Here is a 17,541-nt window from a genome sequence, read left to right as displayed (position 1 = left end):
GATTTTGGCGGCCCGACCCTCCGGGGGGGATATTTTTTGCCAGAAGAAGCAATGACCGGATGGCCCGGCGGATACGGTCGGGTGATCCTGGATGAAGTCGGATCCACTCTTGATGAAGCCGTGCGGCGAGCGCCGGATATGGCGGGCCCGTTCTGGCTGCTGGCGCGGCACCAGACGAAGGCCCGGGGCAGGCGCGGGCGGGCCTGGGCGATGCCCGCGGGTAATTTTGCGGCAACGCTTCTTCTCAGACCGGAGGAAGCGACCGGCACGGCGGCACTGCGCTCTTTTGTTATGTCTCTGGCGCTCTGGCGTGCCCTTGTCGCACTCACCGGGGAGACCACGGCTTTTGCGCTGAAATGGCCCAATGATGTTCTTTTGCGGGGAGGCAAAGTGGCCGGTATTCTGCTTGAGAGTACCGGAAAAGGTGCGCAGATTGACCATCTGGCCATTGGCATCGGGGTCAACCTTGCGGCGGCACCGGTGCCTGAGAGTGTTGAGACCGGTGCTGTAACGCCAGTTTCTGTGAAGGCCGCCCTGGGCAAAGATGTTTCTGCAGAGATTTTTCTGGATGTGCTGGCCCGGGAATACGCACCGCTCGAAGAGCAGTTCCGGACACATGGGTTTGCGCCGGTCCGTGTTGCCTGGTTGGCGCATGCCGCGCGTCTTGGAGAGGTGATCACGGCGCGCACCGGGCGTGAGAGCCTGACCGGGACATTTGAGGATGTGGACGCGGATGGCAACCTGATGCTACGCACGCACACAGGGCTGCGCCGGATTGCAGCGGCGGATGTGTTTTTCTGAAACGGACGGGGGGCCGCACTATGCTTCTGGCGGTTGATTGTGGGAATACCAATACGGTCTTTGCGATATGGGACGGGGAGCGGTTTCTGGCCTCCTGGCGCACGTCGACTGAATGGCAGCGCACGGCGGATCAGTATTACGTCTGGCTGAGCACGTTGATGCGGCTGCAGAACCTGGAAGTGCAGATCACCGATATGATCGTTTCTTCCACTGTGCCGCGGGTGGTCTTTAACCTGCGGGTGCTGGCGGACCGGTATTTCAATACCCGGCCGCTGGTGGTGGGCAAACCGGATTGCCTGCTGCCGGTGGATGTGCGCGTAGACGAAGGCACCGCCGTAGGCCCTGACCGGCTGGTGAATACGGTGGCCGGGCACGACCTTTATGGCGGTGATCTGATCATGGTGGATTTTGGCACCGCCACGACCTTTGACGTGGTCGACACCGATGGTGCCTATATCGGCGGGGTGATCTCTCCGGGCGTGAACCTGAGCCTTGAGGCCCTGCACCAGGCGGCGGCGGCCCTGCCGCATGTGGATATATCAAAGCCGCAGGCGGTGATCGGCACGAATACAGTGGCCTGTATGCAGTCCGGTGTTTTCTGGGGTTACATCGGTCTGGTGCGTGAGATATGTGCCCGGATCAAGGCGGAACGCGCCCGTGACATGCGCGTGATATCAACGGGTGGGCTGGCACCCCTTTTCCAGCAGTCCGAAGCGCTTTTCGACGCTTTTGAGGACGATCTGACCATTCACGGACTGACCGTGATACATCAATTCAACAAGGATAACGCTTAATTTTATGAGCAAAGAGAGACTTATTTACCTGCCCCTTGGCGGCGCGGGCGAGATCGGCATGAATGCCTATGTCTACGGCTATGGCGCGCCGGGCAAAGAGCGGCTGATCGTGGTGGACCTCGGGGTAGCCTTTCCGGATATGGACAGCAGCCCGGGCGTGGATCTGATCCTGCCGGACATCTCTTGGCTGGCCGAGCGCCGCCACCAGATCGAGGCGGTTTTCATCACCCATGCGCATGAGGACCACGTCGGTGCCGTGGCGCATACCTGGACACAGTTGCTGGCGCCGGTCTATGCGCGCGCCTTTACCGCAAACATTGCCCGTCGCAAGATGAGCGAACACGGGCATCCCGAGGACAGCGTGCGCACCGTGTCGCCCTGGCCCGAGGTGATCACTGCGGGGCCTTTCAACGTCAGCTTCCTGCCGATCTCGCATTCCATCCCGGAAAGCTCTTCGATGGTGATCGACACACCCGAAGGCCGGGTGATCCATTCGGGCGATTTCAAACTGGACGAGACCCCGCTGGTGGGGGAGCCTTTTGATCCCGACCTCTGGGCAGAGGTCAGCAAGGATGGTGTCAAAGCGCTGATCGTGGACAGCACCAATGTGTTTTCGCCGCACCCGGGCCGGTCGGAGGCATCGGTGGGGCCGGAGATCACCAAACTGGTGCAATCCGCCAAAGGGATGGTGGTTGCCACGACTTTTGCTTCGAACGTTGCGCGGGTGAAGACCCTGGCAGATGCGGGCGACCGGGCAGGGCGGTCTATTGTTCTGATGGGGCGCGCCATGCGCCGGATGATCGAAGCGGCCATCGAGACAGGTGTGCTGCACGATTTCCCCAAAGTGGTGAGCCCGGAAGATGCCCAGAGCATTCCGCGCGAAAACCTGATGCTGCTGGTTACCGGCAGCCAGGGCGAACGCCGTGCGGCCTCCGCGCAGCTGGCGCGGGGCAAATATCAGGGCATGACCATGCAGGAGGGGGATCTGTTCCTCTTTTCCTCCAAAACTATTCCCGGCAACGAAAAGGGCGTGATCCGCATCATCAACCAGTTTTCCGAACTGGGCGTGGATGTTGTGGATGACAGCACGGGCCTTTATCACGTGTCCGGTCACGCAAACCGGCCTGATCTGGAAAAGCTCTCCTCGATCGTCAAGCCGCAGGTGCTGATCCCCATGCACGGCGAACATCGTCACCTGCGCGAGCATGTGAAAATTGCCAACAGCAAGGGCATGACCGGGGTTCTGGCCGTTAATGGCATGATGATCGACCTGTCGGGAAACCAGCCCACGGTGGCGGAATACGTGGAGACGGGCCGCACCTATCTGGATGGGTCTGTACAGATCGGTGCGCTGGACGGTGTGGTTCGCGACCGGATCCGCATGGCGCTGAATGGCCATGTGCTGGTTACGCTGATCATGGATGATGGTGATGAGCCGCTGGGGGAGCCCTGGTGCGAGGTCATGGGCCTGCCGGAAACCGGGCGCAGCCGCGCACCGCTGGTGGACGTGCTGGAAGAGGACCTCAGCCAGTGGATCGGACGGGCAGGCAAAAAAGCCTGGCGCGACGATGACAAGCTGAACGAGGGCCTGCGCCGTGTGGTGCGCAACTCGGCACAGCAGGAAGTTGGTAAAAAACCGGAAGTCACGGTGGTGGTCAGCCGTCTGAGCTGACCTGCCGCTGGCTCTGGAGGCGGTGGTTGGGTGCAAAGGTCGCCCACGCTCCGCCCCGGTTTTGAAATAGGGTTTGAGGATGGCCCCGCAATTCTCTTTCCCGCAGTGCGTGCTTGAAACAGCGAAGACCGCGCAACTGTGATGTCACCAGGGCTGCCCGCGATGGCACGTCATGTCTTCTCGGTTTCTGTCTGCGACCTTCTTACTGTGGCGGATGCAAAAAAACCCGGCTGCGTTTGCGGCCGGGTTTTGATTTTGTCAGCTAAGGAAAACGCCTGTCAGCGGCGCTCTTTGAAGCTCAGGCCAATGAACTCGGGCGTGTGATCGCCCAGACCCACAACGGCGTTCCCGCCCCGGTCGTTGTTGTCATTGTTCTTGCGCCCGCGCCCGCGCCCGCCACGGCTGCGTTTTTGTGCGTCATCACCGTTTTTGCTGTCTTTGCTGTCGCGTGTGCTGGCAGTCTCTGCTGCGGGTGTGTTGTCGGGCCGGGTATCAGATGCTGTCGGCTCAGCAGGTGCCACTTCGGCCTGTGGTGCATCAGCCTCGTCTTTGCGGCGGCTGCGCGACCGGCTGCGTTTGGGCTTTTCTTCTGTAGTCTCTGCAGGTTTTGTTTCTGCTGGTGCTTCTGCTGTGTTTTCTTCCTGTGGTTTGCCACCGCCCAGCGGGTTGTCGAGACGCGGGATCTCGCGCTGTACCAGCCGTTCGATATCGCCCAGATTTTTCTCGTCCCGTGGTACGCAGATCATGATCGCTTTGCCGTCCCGGCCCGCGCGACCGGTGCGTCCGATACGGTGAACGTAGTCTTCGGCATGGCTGGGCACGTCGAAATTAAAGACGTGGCTCACCGAGGGCACATCAAGTCCGCGCGCCGCCACATCAGAGGCTACCAGGAACCGAAGTGTGCCCTCGCGAAACCCATCAAGCGTGCGGGTCCGCTGGCTCTGATCAAGATCACCGTGAATGGGGGCCGCATCATACTTGTACTTTTTCAATGACTTGGCGACCACATCCACATCTGTCTTGCGGTTGCAGAAGATGATGGCGTTTGTGCATTTCTCGCCTTCGGCGTCGATCAGCGCGCGCAAAACCTTGCGTTTTTCCGAGCCCTCACGGTCACGTCGGGACCCTTTGAACATCAGAACGCCCTGTTCGATGTTTTCGCCGGTCGTGGCCTGGCGGGCGACTTCGACACGTTCGGGTGCAGAGAGGAATGTGTTTGTGATCCGTTCGATCTCGGGCGCCATTGTCGCCGAGAAGAAGAGGGTCTGGCGCGTAAAGGGCGTCAGGCTGAAAATCCGTTCGATGTCCGGAATAAAGCCCATGTCGAGCATCCGGTCGGCTTCATCGACGACCATGATCTGAACGCCGGTCAGCAGCAGTTTTCCGCGTTCGAAGTGATCCAGCAGACGGCCGGGTGTCGCAATCAGCACGTCCACACCTTTGTCGATCAGCTTGTCCTGTTCTTTGAAAGAAACGCCGCCGATCAGCAATGCCTTGGTCAGCTTGAGGTGTTTTGTGTAGGTGTCGAAGTTCTCGGCCACCTGGGCTGCGAGCTCGCGCGTCGGGCAAAGCACCAGGCTGCGCGGCATGCGCGCACGGGCGCGGCCACGGGCCAGCATGGTTATCATGGGCAGCGTGAAGCTCGCGGTTTTGCCGGTGCCGGTCTGCGCAATTCCCAGCACATCCTTGCCTTCCAGAGCCGGCGGTATGGCACCGGCCTGGATAGGTGTGGGGGTTTCGTATCCCGCCTCGTCGATGGCTTTCAGAACTTTTGGGTTCAGGTTCAGGTCAGAAAATTTTGTCATATATGTCCGATGTTTGCGGACACATTCTGGCCCGCTGCAGCAATGATGCCAGCCCGAACGGCCAATTGTGCGACCGGTGCCGCGACATGCTGCGCGTCCATAGCAACTAAGTGCCTGAGCGTCAAACAGGATAGGGGCTTCAGAACGCCACGTCCGTGAATTGCCTTATGGTTTGCCGCGCCGGTATGATCGGCGTTCCGGATCTGCCGACCTGATGCCCGACCAGGTGACGTGCATGCTGGGTCAGCCAGTCATCCGCGTCGCAGAACGTAACCCGGTCCCCTGGGTTTTTTTGAATTGCGCGCAGCACTTTCCGCGCAATCCTCGCAGAGGTATTCACAGATGGTTTGCACGCCCGCTTAAAGGTGACGAGCGGCGCATTCCTAATGCGTTATTCCGGGGTGCGGATGGTTGCCACGACGCCCCGTCTGCTCACACCTGCGCTCAGACCATCATCTCTTTGGTCGCCGTCAGGGACACATCGGGATAGTCGCGTTCCACACGGTCAATATCCCACTGCAGGCGGGTCAGATACACAACATCGCCGTCATGGTCATAGGCGATGTGCTGTTTGTTGCTTTCTGAAAACTTATCAACGGCCTGCTTGTCACCGTTCACCCAGCGGGCGGAGGTGAACTGCGAGGCCTCAAAGCGCACCGGCAGGCCGTATTCCAGCTCAATCCGGCTGGCCAGAACCTCAAACTGCAGCTGCCCGACAACCCCGACGACAAAACCCGACCCAATAGAGGGTTTGAAAACCTTGGCCGCGCCCTCTTCGGCGAACTGCATCAGCGCCTTTTCCAGGTGTTTGGCTTTCATCGGGTCGCCGGCGCGCACCCCCTGCAAGAGTTCTGGCGCAAAGGACGGGATACCCGTCACACGTATTGCCTCGCCTTCGGTCAGTGTGTCGCCGATGCGCAGCTGCCCGTGGTTTGGAATGCCGATGATGTCACCGGCCCATGCCTCTTCGGCCAGTTCACGGTCCGAGGCCAGAAACATGACCGGGTTGGTGATGGCCATGGGTTTTTTGCTGCGCACATGGGTCAGCTTCATACCGCGATGAAAGTGGCCCGACGCCAGCCGCACGAACGCCACACGGTCGCGGTGTTTGGGGTCCATATTCGCCTGCACTTTGAAAACAAACCCGGCGACTTTCGGCTCCTCGGGCAGGATCTGACGGGGTTGAGCGGACTGGATCTGCGGCTGCGGGCCATAGGTCGCGATCCCGTCCATCAGCTCTTTTACCCCGAAAGAGTTGATGGCCGATCCGAACCAGATGGGTGTCAGCGAGCCCTCGTGCATGGCCTGCATGTCCAGGGGTGGCAGCAACTCGCGGGCCATTTCCAGATCCTCGCGCAGTTTTTCCAGCAGCTCTGCAGGCACATGTTCTGCAAGGGCAGGATCATCCAGCCCCTTGATCTCAATGGATTCCGCAACCCGGTTCCGGTCCGCGCGGTCCATCAGCTCCAGCCTGTCCCGCAGGATGTCATAGCACCCCAGAAAATCGCGGCCCACCCCGATGGGCCAGCTGGCGGGCGTTACGTCAATGGCAAGGTTTTCCTGAATCTCGTCAATGATTTCAAAGACGTCGCGGCTCTCGCGGTCCATTTTATTACAGAACGTCAGGATGGGCAGATCGCGCATCCGGCAGACCTCAAAGAGTTTCTGCGTCTGGCTTTCCACACCTTTGGCCCCGTCAATAACCATGACGGCCGCATCTACTGCGGTCAGCGTGCGATAGGTGTCCTCGGAAAAGTCGGAGTGGCCGGGGGTGTCCACCAGATTAAAGCGGAACTCTTTGAAGTCAAAAGACATCGCAGAGGCCGAGACGGAAATGCCGCGATCTTTTTCCATCGCCATAAAGTCAGAGCGCGTGCGCCGCGCCTCGCCTTTGGCGCGGACCTGGCCTGCCATCTGAATCGCACCGCCGAACAGCAGAAACTTCTCCGTCAGCGTGGTCTTGCCCGCATCGGGGTGGCTGATGATCGCAAAAGTGCGTCGCCGCGCAATTTCGGGCGGCAGAGCGGGGCGGTTTGGGGCGGTGTCCAACATGGGGCAGCGTATAGGTGATGGCCCGGAGCACCGCAAGCGCCCCGGGGTGTCCGTGACGCCTGCTCAGTCGCAGGCGGCGTCCACGATGATTTCTACCTTCAGCTCTGCGCGGGCCAGCTTTGCCTCGCCGCAGGCGCGGGCAGGGGCATGGCCCTCGGGCACCCAGGCGTTCCAGACCTCGTTCAGGCCCGCAAAGTCACTCATATCCGCAAGCCAGATGGTCGCACGCAGCATTCTTTCGCGGGAAGACCCGGCACGGATCAGCAGCTCATCGAGGCGCCGCAGACATTCGCGTGTCTGATCCTGGATGGTCTCGCCCTCACCGACCTGGCCGGTGATGTACGCAACACCCTGGTACTTGACGATTTTTGAAGAGCGTGCGCCCGTGTCTATGCGTTCGATCATGTTTTTTCCTGATTTTGGTCCGTGGCGTATTCCCTTGCATCGCCTGTTCCGCGCGTCAGGGCAACCGCAGATGGCGAACCTGCCAGGGTATGCCGGCCGTCTGCGCGCCGCCGCGACATCGCCGGTTGCGCGTTTTTCTGGTCAGCCGCTGTTTGGTGATGTTACTGAGAGCAGGAAACCAAAGGGAGTATGTCATGGATTTGGGAATCAAAGGGAAACGCGCGGTTGTCTGTGCCTCGTCAAAGGGTCTGGGGCGCGGCTGCGCCGAGGCGCTGGCTGCTGCAGGTGTCAGTCTGGTGATGAATGCACGCGGTGCCGAAGCCCTGGAGGCCACGGCAGCAGAAATCCGGTCGGAATACGGCGTCGATGTGGTCACAGTGGCGGCAGATGTCTCGACCGAAGAAGGGCGCGCGGCGCTTCTGGAAGCGGCTGGTGATGCAGACATTCTGGTCAATAACGCCGGTGGCCCGCCGCCGGGCATGTGGCACGACTGGGACCGCGAGGATTTTATCAAGGCGCTGGACGCAAATATGCTCGCCCCGATCGCGCTCATCAAAGCGCTGGTGCCGGGGATGATGGATCGTGGCTGGGGACGCGTTGTGAACATCACCTCGCAGTCTGTAAAAGCGCCCATTCCGGTCCTGGGCCTGTCCAATTCGGCGCGTGCCGGGCTGACCGGCTATGTCGCGGGCACCAGCCGTCAGGTCGCGGCCAAAGGTGTCACCATCAACAACCTGTTGCCCGGTATCCACGCGACGGACCGGGCCGATGCGCTGGATGGCGGTGTCGTCAAGGCACAGGGGATCTCCCTTGAGGAAGCCCGCGCAAACCGCGCAGCCACCATCCCTGCCGGTCGCTATGGGACACGCGAGGAATTCGGGGCAACCTGCGCGTTCCTGTGCTCTGTGCATGCCGGGTTCATTGTCGGGCAAAACCTGCTGCTCGACGGTGGCGCGACAAACGCCACGATCTGACCCGTCGTGGCCGCTCTGCTCAAAGATCAGCTGTTCAACCGTGACACGGTCGGGCAGCTGGCCGGCAATCTGGCGCAGGGAATACCCGGTTTCGACACCGGGCGCTTCCAGGCAGAGGCCCTTGCCGGGTTTGCAGAGCGCGAACTGATGGCCCGGCTCGACTGGCTGGCCGACTGTGCTGAAGAACAACTGCCCGGCGACTTTCCGGCCATGGCCGAGATGTTGCAGGCCGCCATGCCGCCCCCGCTGGACCCGTCACTGAATGATGACGACTTTGGCCATTTTGTGGATGCCGTACCGGGCATACTGGCGGCAAGACACGGGATGGAAGATCACCGCCCGCTGGCCATGAAGGTTCTCTATGAGGCCACGCAGCGTTTTTCCATGGAGTTCTGGATCCGCGATTTTCTGATCCGGTGGCCCGGAGAAACCCTGGCCGATCTTGCCCGCTGGGCGGAGGATGACAATTACCACGTGCGCCGTCTGGTGAGCGAGGGCACGCGTCCGCGCCTGCCCTGGGCAAAAGCGGTGGGTCTCGATCCGGACCAGACGCTGCCATTGCTGGACCGCCTGGCCGGAGATCCGACCCGTTATGTTACCAGATCGGTGGCCAATCACCTCAATGACCTCACGCGGCTCGCACCGGAAAAAGTCTTGCACAGGCTGAAAAAATGGTCGGCAGAAGCGCGCCACACAGACAAAGAGATGTCCTGGATCACCCGCCACGCACTGCGGACCCTGATCAAGCAGGGCAATCCCGGGGCAATGGCCATGCTGGGGTATAACCCTGACGCGCCCGCAGATGTGTCGCTGGCCATCGGGACGCCGGTCGTCCGGATCGGGGAAAAGCTGAGTTTTTCGTGTTCAGTTGCTGCGCACACGGATCTGCCCGTGCTGATTGACTATCGCATTACCTTTGCCCGCCCGGGCGGCAAAACCGCCGACAAGGTGTTTAAGCTTAAACACGGACAGGCCCGCGCGGGCAAAGCCATGACCGTGCAAAAATCCCACCATCTCAAGGGCGATGCGACAACCTTTACGGTGCATCCCGGGCCGCACTCAGTGACGCTTCAGGTCAACGGGCGTGATCGCGTCTCTGCGCCGTTCACTGTTGTCGCACCCGACTGATCCCGCCTGATCACAAGTTCGGCAGTCAGGTGCCCGGCCACTGGCCCTGAACCGCGCACCGGGTTAGCTCAGGGCGACACACGGCAGAAAGACATTCCATGCAGACCACTGTTCTGATCCTGATGCTTCTGGGCATCGTCGCCCTCAGTCTGGCCGCAGCGCCCCGCCGCGTGGGAGCCGAAGGGTTTTACAGCGGACGCTCCTCTACAGGGCAGGCGCCGGGGCTTTGGGTTCTGGTGCTCAGTCAGGTGACGACCTGGATATTTGCGCGCTCTTTGATGAATGCCGCCATCCTGGGGTATTACTACGGCATGGCGGGAACGCTGGCCTATGCCGCATACTATGGCTCGTTCCTGAGCGGCGGATACATCGTCGGGCATCTGCGCCGCCAGGGCGCGCGCTCAGTCCAGCACTGGCTGTCAGACAACTTCGGAATGGCAGGGGCCGGTTGTTACAATCTCGTGATTGGCCTGAGGCTGTTGTCAGAAGTCTTTGCGAACCTGCTGGTGGTTGGGTTGATTTTTGACGCTGTCGCCGGTGGCGGTGGCACGCTGGCCATTATCTTTGTCTCTGTGCTCGGGCTTGCCTATTCCGCATGGGGGGGCCTGTCTGCGGCGCTGCGCACTGATGTCGTGCAGATGATGCTGTTTCTTGTGGCCTTCGGCATCGCTTTCATCGCACTTGTCCTCAGCCCTGGGTTTTCGCCGCTGGCCGTGGTTACGGCGCCCGGCGTGGCGGGCAGCTGGAATGGCTGGGTACTGCTGGCTGTCGCTGCACTGCAGGTTTTCTCTTATCCCGCCCACGATCCGGTAATGATGGACCGCGGGTTTCTTGCTGATGCGCGCACAACGCGGCGGTCTTTTCTGCATGCTTTCTGGATTTCCACACTGTGCATCCTGGCTTTTGGTGTTTTTGGCATTCAGGCCGGACTGGCCGGTGCAGAATATGAGGGGCAGCTGATCGGGACCTGGTCTGCGATGTTCCCGCCCTGGATCTTTATGCTGCTTATGGTGTCTCTGCTGGTATCTGCCCTGAGCACACTGGATTCGGCCCTCGCTTCCTCGGCGAGACTGGCGGTTGAGGAACTGGGCCTGGCCGCACGCAGCCTGACCGGTGGCAGGGCCGTGATGGCGGTGGTCATGGCGGCCGGGCTGGCGCTGACACTCTGGGGCAATGCGACGCTCTTTGATGCGGTGGCCGTGTCCGGAACGGCCTCGATGTTCCTGAGCCCTGTGCTGGTCGTTGGTCTGGTGCTGCGCAGACAGGTGGCGCTTTGGGCCTATCTTGTTGCCTGGTGCGCTGCCATGGCGGGCGCTTTTGCCTATTTCGCGCGGGATTGGCCGGGCATCGCCGCTTTGTTGCCCGAGGGCCACAAATACGAGCAGTTGCTGGTGATCTGCACTGTTGTTCTGGTCACCGGGTTTGCGGCAGTGCTTGCGGGCGCGCGGAAGGGCTGATAGCCCGTGACCTGAGTAAATCAGTCGGATATCCGGAGCCTGCCCGCCGTGACCCAGCCTGTCCCGAGGCTCGAGATCAGAAACCTGCAGCGTGCCTTTCAGGGGCGCGCTGTTGTCGATGACGTCTCCCTGCGGATCATGCCGGGTCAGGTGACCTGTCTGCTGGGGCCTTCGGGCTGTGGAAAATCCACGACATTGCGCATGATCGCAGGCGTCGAGATGCAGGACAGCGGCGAGATCTTCGTCGATGGCAATCTGATCTGCGATACTGTTTTCCGCGTCCCGCCCGAGCGGCGCGAGATTGGCCTGATGTTTCAGGATTTTGCGCTGTTCCCGCACCTCAGCGTGGCAGACAACGTATCCTTTGGCCTGCGGCACGGCAGCCGCGCCGAAAAACGCGCACGTGTGGTGGAGCTTCTGGAAAGGGTCGATCTGCTGCGCTTTATCGATGGGTATCCGCACCAGCTTTCGGGAGGTGAACAACAGCGCGTGGCCCTGGCACGGGCGCTGGCACCGCGCCCGCGCATCATGCTGATGGACGAGCCGTTTTCCGGGCTCGACAACCGGCTGCGGGACGGTATCCGGGATGAAACCCTGACCATCCTGAAAGAAGAGGACACCGCCGTTCTGCTGGTCACCCATGAGCCGGAGGAGGCGATGCGGATGGCCGACGAGATCGCGCTGATGCGGGACGGAAAAATCATACAGCAGGGAGCGCCCTACAACGTCTACACGCGGCCCGCAGACAGGGCGGCGGTCGCCTTTTTCTCTGATGCGAATGTGTTGCGGGCAGAGGTCTCCGGCGCATTGGCCCAGACACCCTTTGGCCGTTTTCTCGCCCCTGGCGTGCCCGACGGAACAGCTGTTGATATCGTCTTTCGCCCCCAGCATGTGCGGATCGATTTTGACAGGAATGGCACCGGGCCGCTGCCTACGGCCAGCGACGGCACAGCGGCGCGCGGTATTGTGCAGCGTGCGCGGTTTATGGGCAATGAGAGCCTGGTGGAGTTTCAGATGGACCATGACGGCTCGGTGCTGAAAGCCACAGTGCCAAACGTGTTTCTGCCACAGCCGGGGACGGTGATGTGGCTGACGATCCGGCGCGACCGGTGTTTTGTTTTTGCAGCCTGAGGAGGGTTTGATGCAGCGACTTCTGGTGGAATTTGGCATGGGCACCTCGCTGCGGCGGGGCGATTATACCCAGGCGGCAGTGCGGGGCGTCAAAGACGCGCTCTGGCATAACTCGATCAACCTGGCAGAGCTCTTTGGCTTTGAGAAAACAGACATGAAGATCATCGTGGATGTGGGCGTTCAGCAACCAGATCAGGTCGATGTGGCCGAAATCATGGCTGTTTTTCCCTATGGCGATGCCGATGTCCGCGTCCACATGGGCGGGCTGGATGCCCCGCGCCCCGAAGGCACCGGCAACCCGACGATTATGGCCAATGTGGCACTGACGGTCGGATTTGACATGGAGCGGACAGATGGGTGAGCGGCGCGTGATTATTGAAATGGGCATGGGCAACGATCTGCACGGCCAGGACTATACCAAGGCAGCACGCCGCGCGATTGAGGACGCGTTCCGCCACTCCTCGCTGCCGCTCTTCGGCGTGCTGGACCTGCCGCATTCCGAGATGCGCGTGCAGGTGACGGTTGGCGTACAGGAACCAGATGCGGTGGACGCAGAGGCGCTGCGGGAGTTTCTGCCGCGTGGTCAGGCCGAGGTGCGTGTTGTGAAGGGCGGGCTGAACGTGGACACCATCGCAGGTGATCCGATTGTAGTGGCCCAGGCCAGCGTCGAAGCCTTTCTGCCCCCGCAGACCGGCTGGACCCTGAAGACGTCTTCGTAACTCCCCCGAAAGGACAACCGACATGAGCGGCCAGACATCTGAGATCATCCTGCACAATTATCCGCAGTCACCGGTCGCCGAAAAGGCGCGGATTGCATTTGGTATCAAAGGGCTGGCCTGGCGGGACGTCGAGATCCCGCGCCTTGCACCCAAGCCGATGCTGACACAGCTGACGGGCGGCTACAGGCGGACACCCGTCATGCAGATTGGTGCCGATATTTATTGCGACAGCGCCTGTATCATCCGTGAACTGGAGCGGCGCTTCCCCGAACCCACATATTTCCCCACCACAGAGGCGGCCATGATGTGGGCGGCCAGCCGCTGGACCGATGGCGCGCTGTTCGATCTGGCGGTGAAAATCGTGCTGGGCTCTGCGGGGGACAACCTGCCTGCGGATTTTGCTGCCGACCGGGGGCGGCTCTATCTGGGGCCGGACTGGGCCGCGGGGCTCCGGGCGGCCAACGCAGCGCTGCCGCATCTGGCGTCCCAGATGCGCGCGCCGATGGGCTGGCTGAACCAGCAACTGTCAGACGGGCGCGCCTATCTGCTGGGAGAAGCACCGGCCGCGATTGACGCGCAGTTTTTTCATGTGGTGTGGTTTGTCCGGGGCCGCTGGGCACAGGGGCCGGAATTCCTCGCCGAGTTCCCGCATCTGGAGCGCTGGGAGCGGAATGTGACGGCGCTGGGACATGGTACTGTTTCGCCGATGACACCCGAAGAAGCGATTGCAGCGGCCGCGGCTACCGAGCCGCTGGACCCGCTTGGGACAGACCCGCGCGACCCTCAGGGCATTATGCCGGGTGCAGAGGTTACCGTTCATCCGGACGTAGACGGTGGCGAGCAGGGCGTGACGGGTATCGTGACCGCCTCAGATGCGGATACGATCACACTGGCCCGCCGCGATGAAAAAGCTGGAAACCTGGCGGTGCATTTCCCGCGTGCAGGCTACCGCGTCGAGCTTCACGGCACATAATCCGCCAGCGTCCGGCCAGGCTCATCCACGAAAAGCTCAGGCAGCGCTTCGGCTGTCTGGATCAGATCTACGCGGAAAACCCGGTGCTCGTTGCGCAGTTCGCACCAGGCCGTGAGTGTCCAGACCCGGCCCCAGTATTCCATGTGCAGCGGGCGGATCACCCGCATTGTCACAGCGCCCCTGATGGACGTGTAGGTCAGCCGAAGTTTCTGACGGGCCCGGATCGCAGCCCGCAGCGTGGGCATATGGGCAAAACCGCGCGCGGCGTCGGCAAAGGGATAGACCGCGAATTTCCAGGCGTCTGCCTCGGCGACCACCTGGGTGGGCAGTACCGCATCCACCTTATCCGCCAGGCTGAGGGCTGCAGATTTCAGATCGGGGTCTGCTGCCTCTGCGACGATGGCCATGCCCAGATTGAGTGCCTCCAGTTCTGCCACCGTCAGGTTCAGCGGGGGCAGGGTGATCGCCGCGGTGATCATATATCCAACGCCGCGCTCCCCTTCGACCGGAACACCGGAGGCGACCAGCGTATCCATGTCCCTGTAAATCGTACGCACCGACACCTCCAGACGCTCCGCAATGTCCTGCGCGCGGTGCAGTTTGCCGTCACGCAGGATCTGGATGATGTCGAAAAGGCGGTCGGTGCGGCGCATATCACTCCATTTTAAGCGAAAACCGGATGGGCGCGTGCCGCATGATGACGGAATCGGGATCAATCAGCGACATAAATGGGCCTGCTTCGGGCTGCTGCATCATGGCCGCAGCCGCTTCCTTTGCGGCGTGCATCGAGGTCCAGGTGATATGATCTGTCCACAGACCGGTTTCATCAGCGCTCAGCGTGCGGGAGATTATGGCGCCGGTGCCTTCAAGGTAGGGCGTCATGCCACTGGCCGCCTCTGCAAAGGCCGCCTGGTCCGCGCCCTCCACCAGCCGGAAGGTGACTATTTCTGCAACGGGCGTGTCCGCACCGGCGCGTGCGGTATCGGCTGCCGCAAAGGTGATAAGAGCCGTCGTCAGAGTGATAAAGCGCATTGTGTATCCTTTCATGTGCGTCTGATGCGCTTTTGACAGGTTACAACTGACATAAACCTGTCAGTTGTGTTTGACGAGGAGTAAATTTTGTGCTTTGCGGCCCGATTACCGGCCGAGCATGGTGCGTCAGGGCTTCTGCTGCCTGGAGCGATTGCCTAAACAACACAGGACAGACCCGATCCTGCGGGTCGTGACCTGATGGGAGAAATTTCATGTTGAACAATATCGGCCTTCCCGGCCTTCTGCTGATCGCTGTTGTGGTGCTGGTACTTTTCGGCCGCGGCAAGATTTCGAGCCTTATGGGTGAGGTGGGCAAAGGCATCACATCGTTCAAAAAGGGTATCAGCGAAGGTCAGGACGAGATCGCCAACGCTTCTGAGGAAGCAAAGGACGTCACACCTGAGTCTGAAAAAGACAAGGTCTGATCCATGTTTGACCTTGGCTGGACGGAGATGCTGGTTATCGGCATCGTCGCACTGATTGTCATAGGACCCAAAGATCTGCCCGTGCTGTTCCGGACAATCGGTCAGTTCGTCGGCAAGGCCAAGGGTATGGCGCGCGAGTTCAGCCGGGCGATGAATGACGCCGCGGATGATGCCGGTGTCAAAGACATGGCCAAGGGGCTGAAAGCAGCAACAAACCCTGTGAATTCGGCCATGGACGGGGTCAAGAACGCGGCTGCGGACCTTGGGAAGTTCGATCCCGACTCTGAGACGGGCAAACTGTCGGCAGAACGCGCCGAACAGACCAGGAAAATCCAGGCGGCCACCGCCCGTGCTGCCGCCGACCGTAAGCTGCGCGAGGCTCAGGAGGCGCAGGACAAAGCCGCGGCTCTCGAGGCAGAGGTGACCCCGGCACCAAAGAGTGAAACATGAGTGCTTCAGACGAAATGGACGACAGTGCCGCCCCGCTGATTGAACATCTGACGGAGCTTCGAACACGCCTGATCCGGTCAGTGCTGGCGTTTCTTGTTGGCATGATCATCTGTTTCACGGTGGCCACGCCGATTTTCAACTTCCTGACCGACCCGCTGTGTACAGTGTTGGCCGAACGCGGGCAGGACTGTGATCTGATCTTTATCAGCCCGCAGGAGGGCTTCTTTGTCGCGATCAAAGTCTCCCTTCTGGGCGGGTTCATGCTGTCTTTTCCCGTGATTGCGCATCAGATGTGGCGGTTCGTAGCGCCCGGGCTCTACAAAAATGAAAAAGGTGCATTCCTGCCGTTTCTGATCTCGTCTCCGGTGATGTTTTTGCTGGGCGCGTCTTTTGCGTTCTACGTTGTGACGCCGCTGGCCTATGATTTCTTTCTTGGTTTTCAGCAGTTTGGTGCCGAGGGCGAAGCGGTCGTGGGCGACCCTGCAGTGTCCCCCGGGCTGAGTGTCGTATTTCAGGGGTCTGCTCAGGAATATCTGAACCTGACGATCAAGTTCATCGTGGCCTTTGGCATGTGTTTTCAGCTGCCGGTATTGCTGACGCTGATGGGCAAGGCCGGTCTGGTCAGCGCCGAAGGGCTCGGCAATGTGCGCAAATATGCGGTTGTCGCGATCCTAGTGCTGGCAGCGCTTGTGACACCGCCTGATGTCATCACCCAGGTCATCCTGTTTGTCGTGGTCTATGGTCTTTACGAAGTTTCGATCTTTCTGGTGAGGCGGGTTGAGAAGAAGCGCGAGGCCAAACTGCGTGCCGAAGGGTACTATGATGACGAAGACGGGGATGCCGCATCGTGATTGACGACCCGATGGACCGGATTGCCGCAGCGTTGGAACGTCTTGCGCCGGCACCGATGGCCGCCCCGGATTTCTCCGGTGCCCCGGCTTTTGTCTGGCACACGGCACCAGACCGGCTTGAACCGGTCCGGGACGTTGCGCGGGTCGATCTGGATCTGCTGATCGGGGTGGACCAGGCGCGGGATACGCTGCTCGCGAATACCACTCAGTTTGCACGTGGACTGCCTGCAAACAATGCATTGCTCTGGGGTGCACGGGGCATGGGTAAATCCAGCCTTGTCAAATCAGTGCACGCGAAAGTTCATGCGATACATGAAGAGCTGCGGATTGTTGAACTGCACCGGGAAGACCTTCCGTCGGTCGGGCGCCTGCTGAACCTGCTGCGGGATGTGCCGTACCGGTTTATCCTGTTTTGCGATGATCTCAGTTTTGGCCATGACGATGCTCACTACAAGAGCCTGAAGGCGGTTCTGGACGGGGGTATTGAAGGACGGCCAGACAATGTGGTGCTGTACGCAACCTCGAACCGCCGCCACCTGATGCCGCGCGATATGATCGAAAACGAACGTGGGACCGCGATCAACCCTTCCGAGGCTGTGGAAGAAAAGGTGTCCCTGTCGGACCGCTTTGGTCTTTGGCTGGGTTTTCATCCCTGTGATCAGGATGAATACCTGAGCATGATCCGGGGATATTGTGATGCCTGGGGCGTTGAAATTTCAGACGACGCTCTGCGTGCAGAGGCCATAGAATGGCAGGCGACGCGCGGGTCCCGTTCAGGACGTGTGGCCTGGCAGTATTTTACTGATCTTGCAGGACGGCAGGGCGTTGCGCTGAGCAAGAGCTGACCCCGGAAACAGAATAATTTCTGCAGT

General features: G+C 60.7%; 19 protein-coding genes. 14 read left to right on the top strand and 5 right to left on the bottom strand.

Features of this window, described 5'->3' with window-relative positions; all coding sequences use genetic code 11:
* Positions 1-51: 51 nt before the first annotated feature.
* The 3 genes from Q1A34_RS04370 to Q1A34_RS04360 are packed head-to-tail and all read left to right on the top strand — an operon-like array spanning position 52 to position 3,267.
* Entirely contained in the window at positions 52-801 is a 750-nt protein-coding gene (locus Q1A34_RS04370) for a biotin--[acetyl-CoA-carboxylase] ligase (protein WP_300031247.1), read from the top strand.
* A 20-nt stretch (positions 802-821) separates the two neighbouring features.
* Positions 822-1,595: a type III pantothenate kinase gene (locus Q1A34_RS04365; RefSeq protein ID WP_300031244.1), complete on the top strand. Its 774-nt coding sequence runs from the start codon at positions 822-824 to the stop codon at positions 1,593-1,595.
* 4 nt (positions 1,596-1,599) lie between these two features.
* Entirely contained in the window at positions 1,600-3,267 is a 1,668-nt protein-coding gene (locus Q1A34_RS04360; RefSeq protein ID WP_300031241.1) for a ribonuclease J, read from the top strand.
* Positions 3,268-3,545: 278 nt separating this feature from the next.
* On the opposite strand, the gene Q1A34_RS04355 is transcribed toward Q1A34_RS04360, so the two are convergent.
* The 3 genes from Q1A34_RS04355 to Q1A34_RS04345 form a co-directional block, all read right to left on the bottom strand.
* On the bottom strand, positions 3,546-5,072 hold the full coding sequence (locus Q1A34_RS04355) for a DEAD/DEAH box helicase (protein ID WP_300031238.1): 1,527 nt from the start codon (positions 5,070-5,072) through the stop codon (positions 3,546-3,548).
* Between the two features lie 444 nt (positions 5,073-5,516).
* A complete protein-coding gene (locus Q1A34_RS04350; protein ID WP_300031235.1) occupies positions 5,517-7,124 on the bottom strand; it encodes a peptide chain release factor 3 in 1,608 nt (535 codons plus the stop codon).
* A 63-nt stretch (positions 7,125-7,187) separates the two neighbouring features.
* Entirely contained in the window at positions 7,188-7,529 is a 342-nt protein-coding gene (locus tag Q1A34_RS04345; RefSeq protein ID WP_300031232.1) for a RidA family protein, read from the bottom strand.
* Positions 7,530-7,723: 194 nt separating this feature from the next.
* Between Q1A34_RS04345 and Q1A34_RS04340 the strand changes: the two genes are divergently transcribed.
* The 7 genes from Q1A34_RS04340 to Q1A34_RS04310 all read left to right on the top strand — a co-directional run bounded on the left by Q1A34_RS04340 (position 7,724) and on the right by Q1A34_RS04310 (position 13,911).
* Entirely contained in the window at positions 7,724-8,503 is a 780-nt protein-coding gene (locus tag Q1A34_RS04340; protein ID WP_300031229.1) for an SDR family oxidoreductase, read from the top strand.
* A gap of 6 nt (positions 8,504-8,509) precedes the next feature.
* Positions 8,510-9,631 (top strand): hypothetical protein, encoded by a 1,122-nt coding sequence (locus Q1A34_RS04335; protein WP_300031226.1) that lies wholly within the window; start codon positions 8,510-8,512, stop codon positions 9,629-9,631.
* Positions 9,632-9,729: 98 nt separating this feature from the next.
* Entirely contained in the window at positions 9,730-11,088 is a 1,359-nt protein-coding gene (locus Q1A34_RS04330) for a sodium:proline symporter (RefSeq protein WP_300031225.1), read from the top strand.
* 48 nt (positions 11,089-11,136) lie between these two features.
* Positions 11,137-12,219, top strand: coding sequence for an ABC transporter ATP-binding protein (locus Q1A34_RS04325; protein WP_300031223.1), 1,083 nt, complete (start codon positions 11,137-11,139; stop codon positions 12,217-12,219).
* 10 nt (positions 12,220-12,229) lie between these two features.
* A complete protein-coding gene (locus Q1A34_RS04320) occupies positions 12,230-12,580 on the top strand; it encodes a Lin0512 family protein (protein WP_300031221.1) in 351 nt (116 codons plus the stop codon).
* A complete protein-coding gene (locus tag Q1A34_RS04315; RefSeq protein WP_300031218.1) occupies positions 12,573-12,938 on the top strand; it encodes a Lin0512 family protein in 366 nt (121 codons plus the stop codon). The genes Q1A34_RS04320 and Q1A34_RS04315 overlap by 8 nt, the downstream gene beginning before the upstream one ends.
* A 22-nt stretch (positions 12,939-12,960) precedes the next feature.
* Complete coding sequence (locus Q1A34_RS04310) at positions 12,961-13,911, top strand: glutathione S-transferase family protein (protein WP_300031215.1); 951 nt, start codon at positions 12,961-12,963, stop codon at positions 13,909-13,911.
* On the opposite strand, the gene Q1A34_RS04305 is transcribed toward Q1A34_RS04310, so the two are convergent.
* Together Q1A34_RS04305 and Q1A34_RS04300 are read right to left on the bottom strand one after the other, a co-directional pair.
* Positions 13,899-14,564 carry a YafY family protein gene (locus tag Q1A34_RS04305; protein WP_300031212.1) on the bottom strand — a complete coding sequence of 222 codons (666 nt, stop codon included), beginning with the start codon at positions 14,562-14,564 and terminating at the stop codon, positions 13,899-13,901. The two genes, Q1A34_RS04310 and Q1A34_RS04305, sit on opposite strands and share 13 nt — an antisense overlap.
* Position 14,565: 1 nt before the next feature.
* Complete coding sequence (locus Q1A34_RS04300; protein ID WP_300031209.1) at positions 14,566-14,943, bottom strand: hypothetical protein; 378 nt, start codon at positions 14,941-14,943, stop codon at positions 14,566-14,568.
* 212 nt (positions 14,944-15,155) lie between these two features.
* Between Q1A34_RS04300 and tatA the strand changes: the two genes are divergently transcribed.
* The 4 genes from tatA to Q1A34_RS04280 are packed head-to-tail and all read left to right on the top strand — an operon-like array spanning position 15,156 to position 17,514.
* Complete coding sequence (gene tatA / locus Q1A34_RS04295; RefSeq protein ID WP_300031206.1) at positions 15,156-15,368, top strand: twin-arginine translocase TatA/TatE family subunit; 213 nt, start codon at positions 15,156-15,158, stop codon at positions 15,366-15,368.
* Between the two features lie 3 nt (positions 15,369-15,371).
* On the top strand, positions 15,372-15,818 hold the full coding sequence (tatB, locus tag Q1A34_RS04290; protein ID WP_300031204.1) for a Sec-independent protein translocase protein TatB: 447 nt from the start codon (positions 15,372-15,374) through the stop codon (positions 15,816-15,818).
* Positions 15,815-16,669 carry a twin-arginine translocase subunit TatC gene (gene tatC / locus Q1A34_RS04285; protein ID WP_300031202.1) on the top strand — a complete coding sequence of 285 codons (855 nt, stop codon included), beginning with the start codon at positions 15,815-15,817 and terminating at the stop codon, positions 16,667-16,669. Before tatB ends, tatC begins: the two co-directional genes overlap by 4 nt.
* On the top strand, positions 16,666-17,514 hold the full coding sequence (locus tag Q1A34_RS04280; RefSeq protein ID WP_300031199.1) for an ATP-binding protein: 849 nt from the start codon (positions 16,666-16,668) through the stop codon (positions 17,512-17,514). Before tatC ends, Q1A34_RS04280 begins: the two co-directional genes overlap by 4 nt.
* Positions 17,515-17,541 lie beyond the last annotated feature (27 nt).

The organism is uncultured Roseobacter sp., from assembly GCF_947491795.1.
In the GTDB taxonomy this organism is placed as follows: Bacteria; Pseudomonadota; Alphaproteobacteria; order Rhodobacterales; family Rhodobacteraceae; genus Roseobacter.
The sequence above is the reverse complement of the archived record's forward strand: the minus strand, read 5'-3'. Positions and strand labels throughout refer to the sequence as shown.

Coding starts and splice junctions, on each gene's coding strand:
- Q1A34_RS04370 (WP_300031247.1), top strand. CDS start 52: ATGACCGGATGGCCCGGCGGATACGGTCGGGTGATCCTGGATGAAGTC.
- Q1A34_RS04365 (WP_300031244.1), top strand. CDS start 822: ATGCTTCTGGCGGTTGATTGTGGGAATACCAATACGGTCTTTGCGATA.
- Q1A34_RS04360 (WP_300031241.1), top strand. CDS start 1,600: ATGAGCAAAGAGAGACTTATTTACCTGCCCCTTGGCGGCGCGGGCGAG.
- Q1A34_RS04355 (WP_300031238.1), bottom strand. CDS start 5,072: ATGACAAAATTTTCTGACCTGAACCTGAACCCAAAAGTTCTGAAAGCC.
- Q1A34_RS04350 (WP_300031235.1), bottom strand. CDS start 7,124: ATGTTGGACACCGCCCCAAACCGCCCCGCTCTGCCGCCCGAAATTGCG.
- Q1A34_RS04345 (WP_300031232.1), bottom strand. CDS start 7,529: ATGATCGAACGCATAGACACGGGCGCACGCTCTTCAAAAATCGTCAAG.
- Q1A34_RS04340 (WP_300031229.1), top strand. CDS start 7,724: ATGGATTTGGGAATCAAAGGGAAACGCGCGGTTGTCTGTGCCTCGTCA.
- Q1A34_RS04330 (WP_300031225.1), top strand. CDS start 9,730: ATGCAGACCACTGTTCTGATCCTGATGCTTCTGGGCATCGTCGCCCTC.
- Q1A34_RS04320 (WP_300031221.1), top strand. CDS start 12,230: ATGCAGCGACTTCTGGTGGAATTTGGCATGGGCACCTCGCTGCGGCGG.
- Q1A34_RS04315 (WP_300031218.1), top strand. CDS start 12,573: ATGGGTGAGCGGCGCGTGATTATTGAAATGGGCATGGGCAACGATCTG.
- Q1A34_RS04310 (WP_300031215.1), top strand. CDS start 12,961: ATGAGCGGCCAGACATCTGAGATCATCCTGCACAATTATCCGCAGTCA.
- Q1A34_RS04305 (WP_300031212.1), bottom strand. CDS start 14,564: ATGCGCCGCACCGACCGCCTTTTCGACATCATCCAGATCCTGCGTGAC.
- Q1A34_RS04300 (WP_300031209.1), bottom strand. CDS start 14,943: ATGCGCTTTATCACTCTGACGACGGCTCTTATCACCTTTGCGGCAGCC.
- tatA (WP_300031206.1), top strand. CDS start 15,156: ATGTTGAACAATATCGGCCTTCCCGGCCTTCTGCTGATCGCTGTTGTG.
- tatB (WP_300031204.1), top strand. CDS start 15,372: ATGTTTGACCTTGGCTGGACGGAGATGCTGGTTATCGGCATCGTCGCA.
- tatC (WP_300031202.1), top strand. CDS start 15,815: ATGAGTGCTTCAGACGAAATGGACGACAGTGCCGCCCCGCTGATTGAA.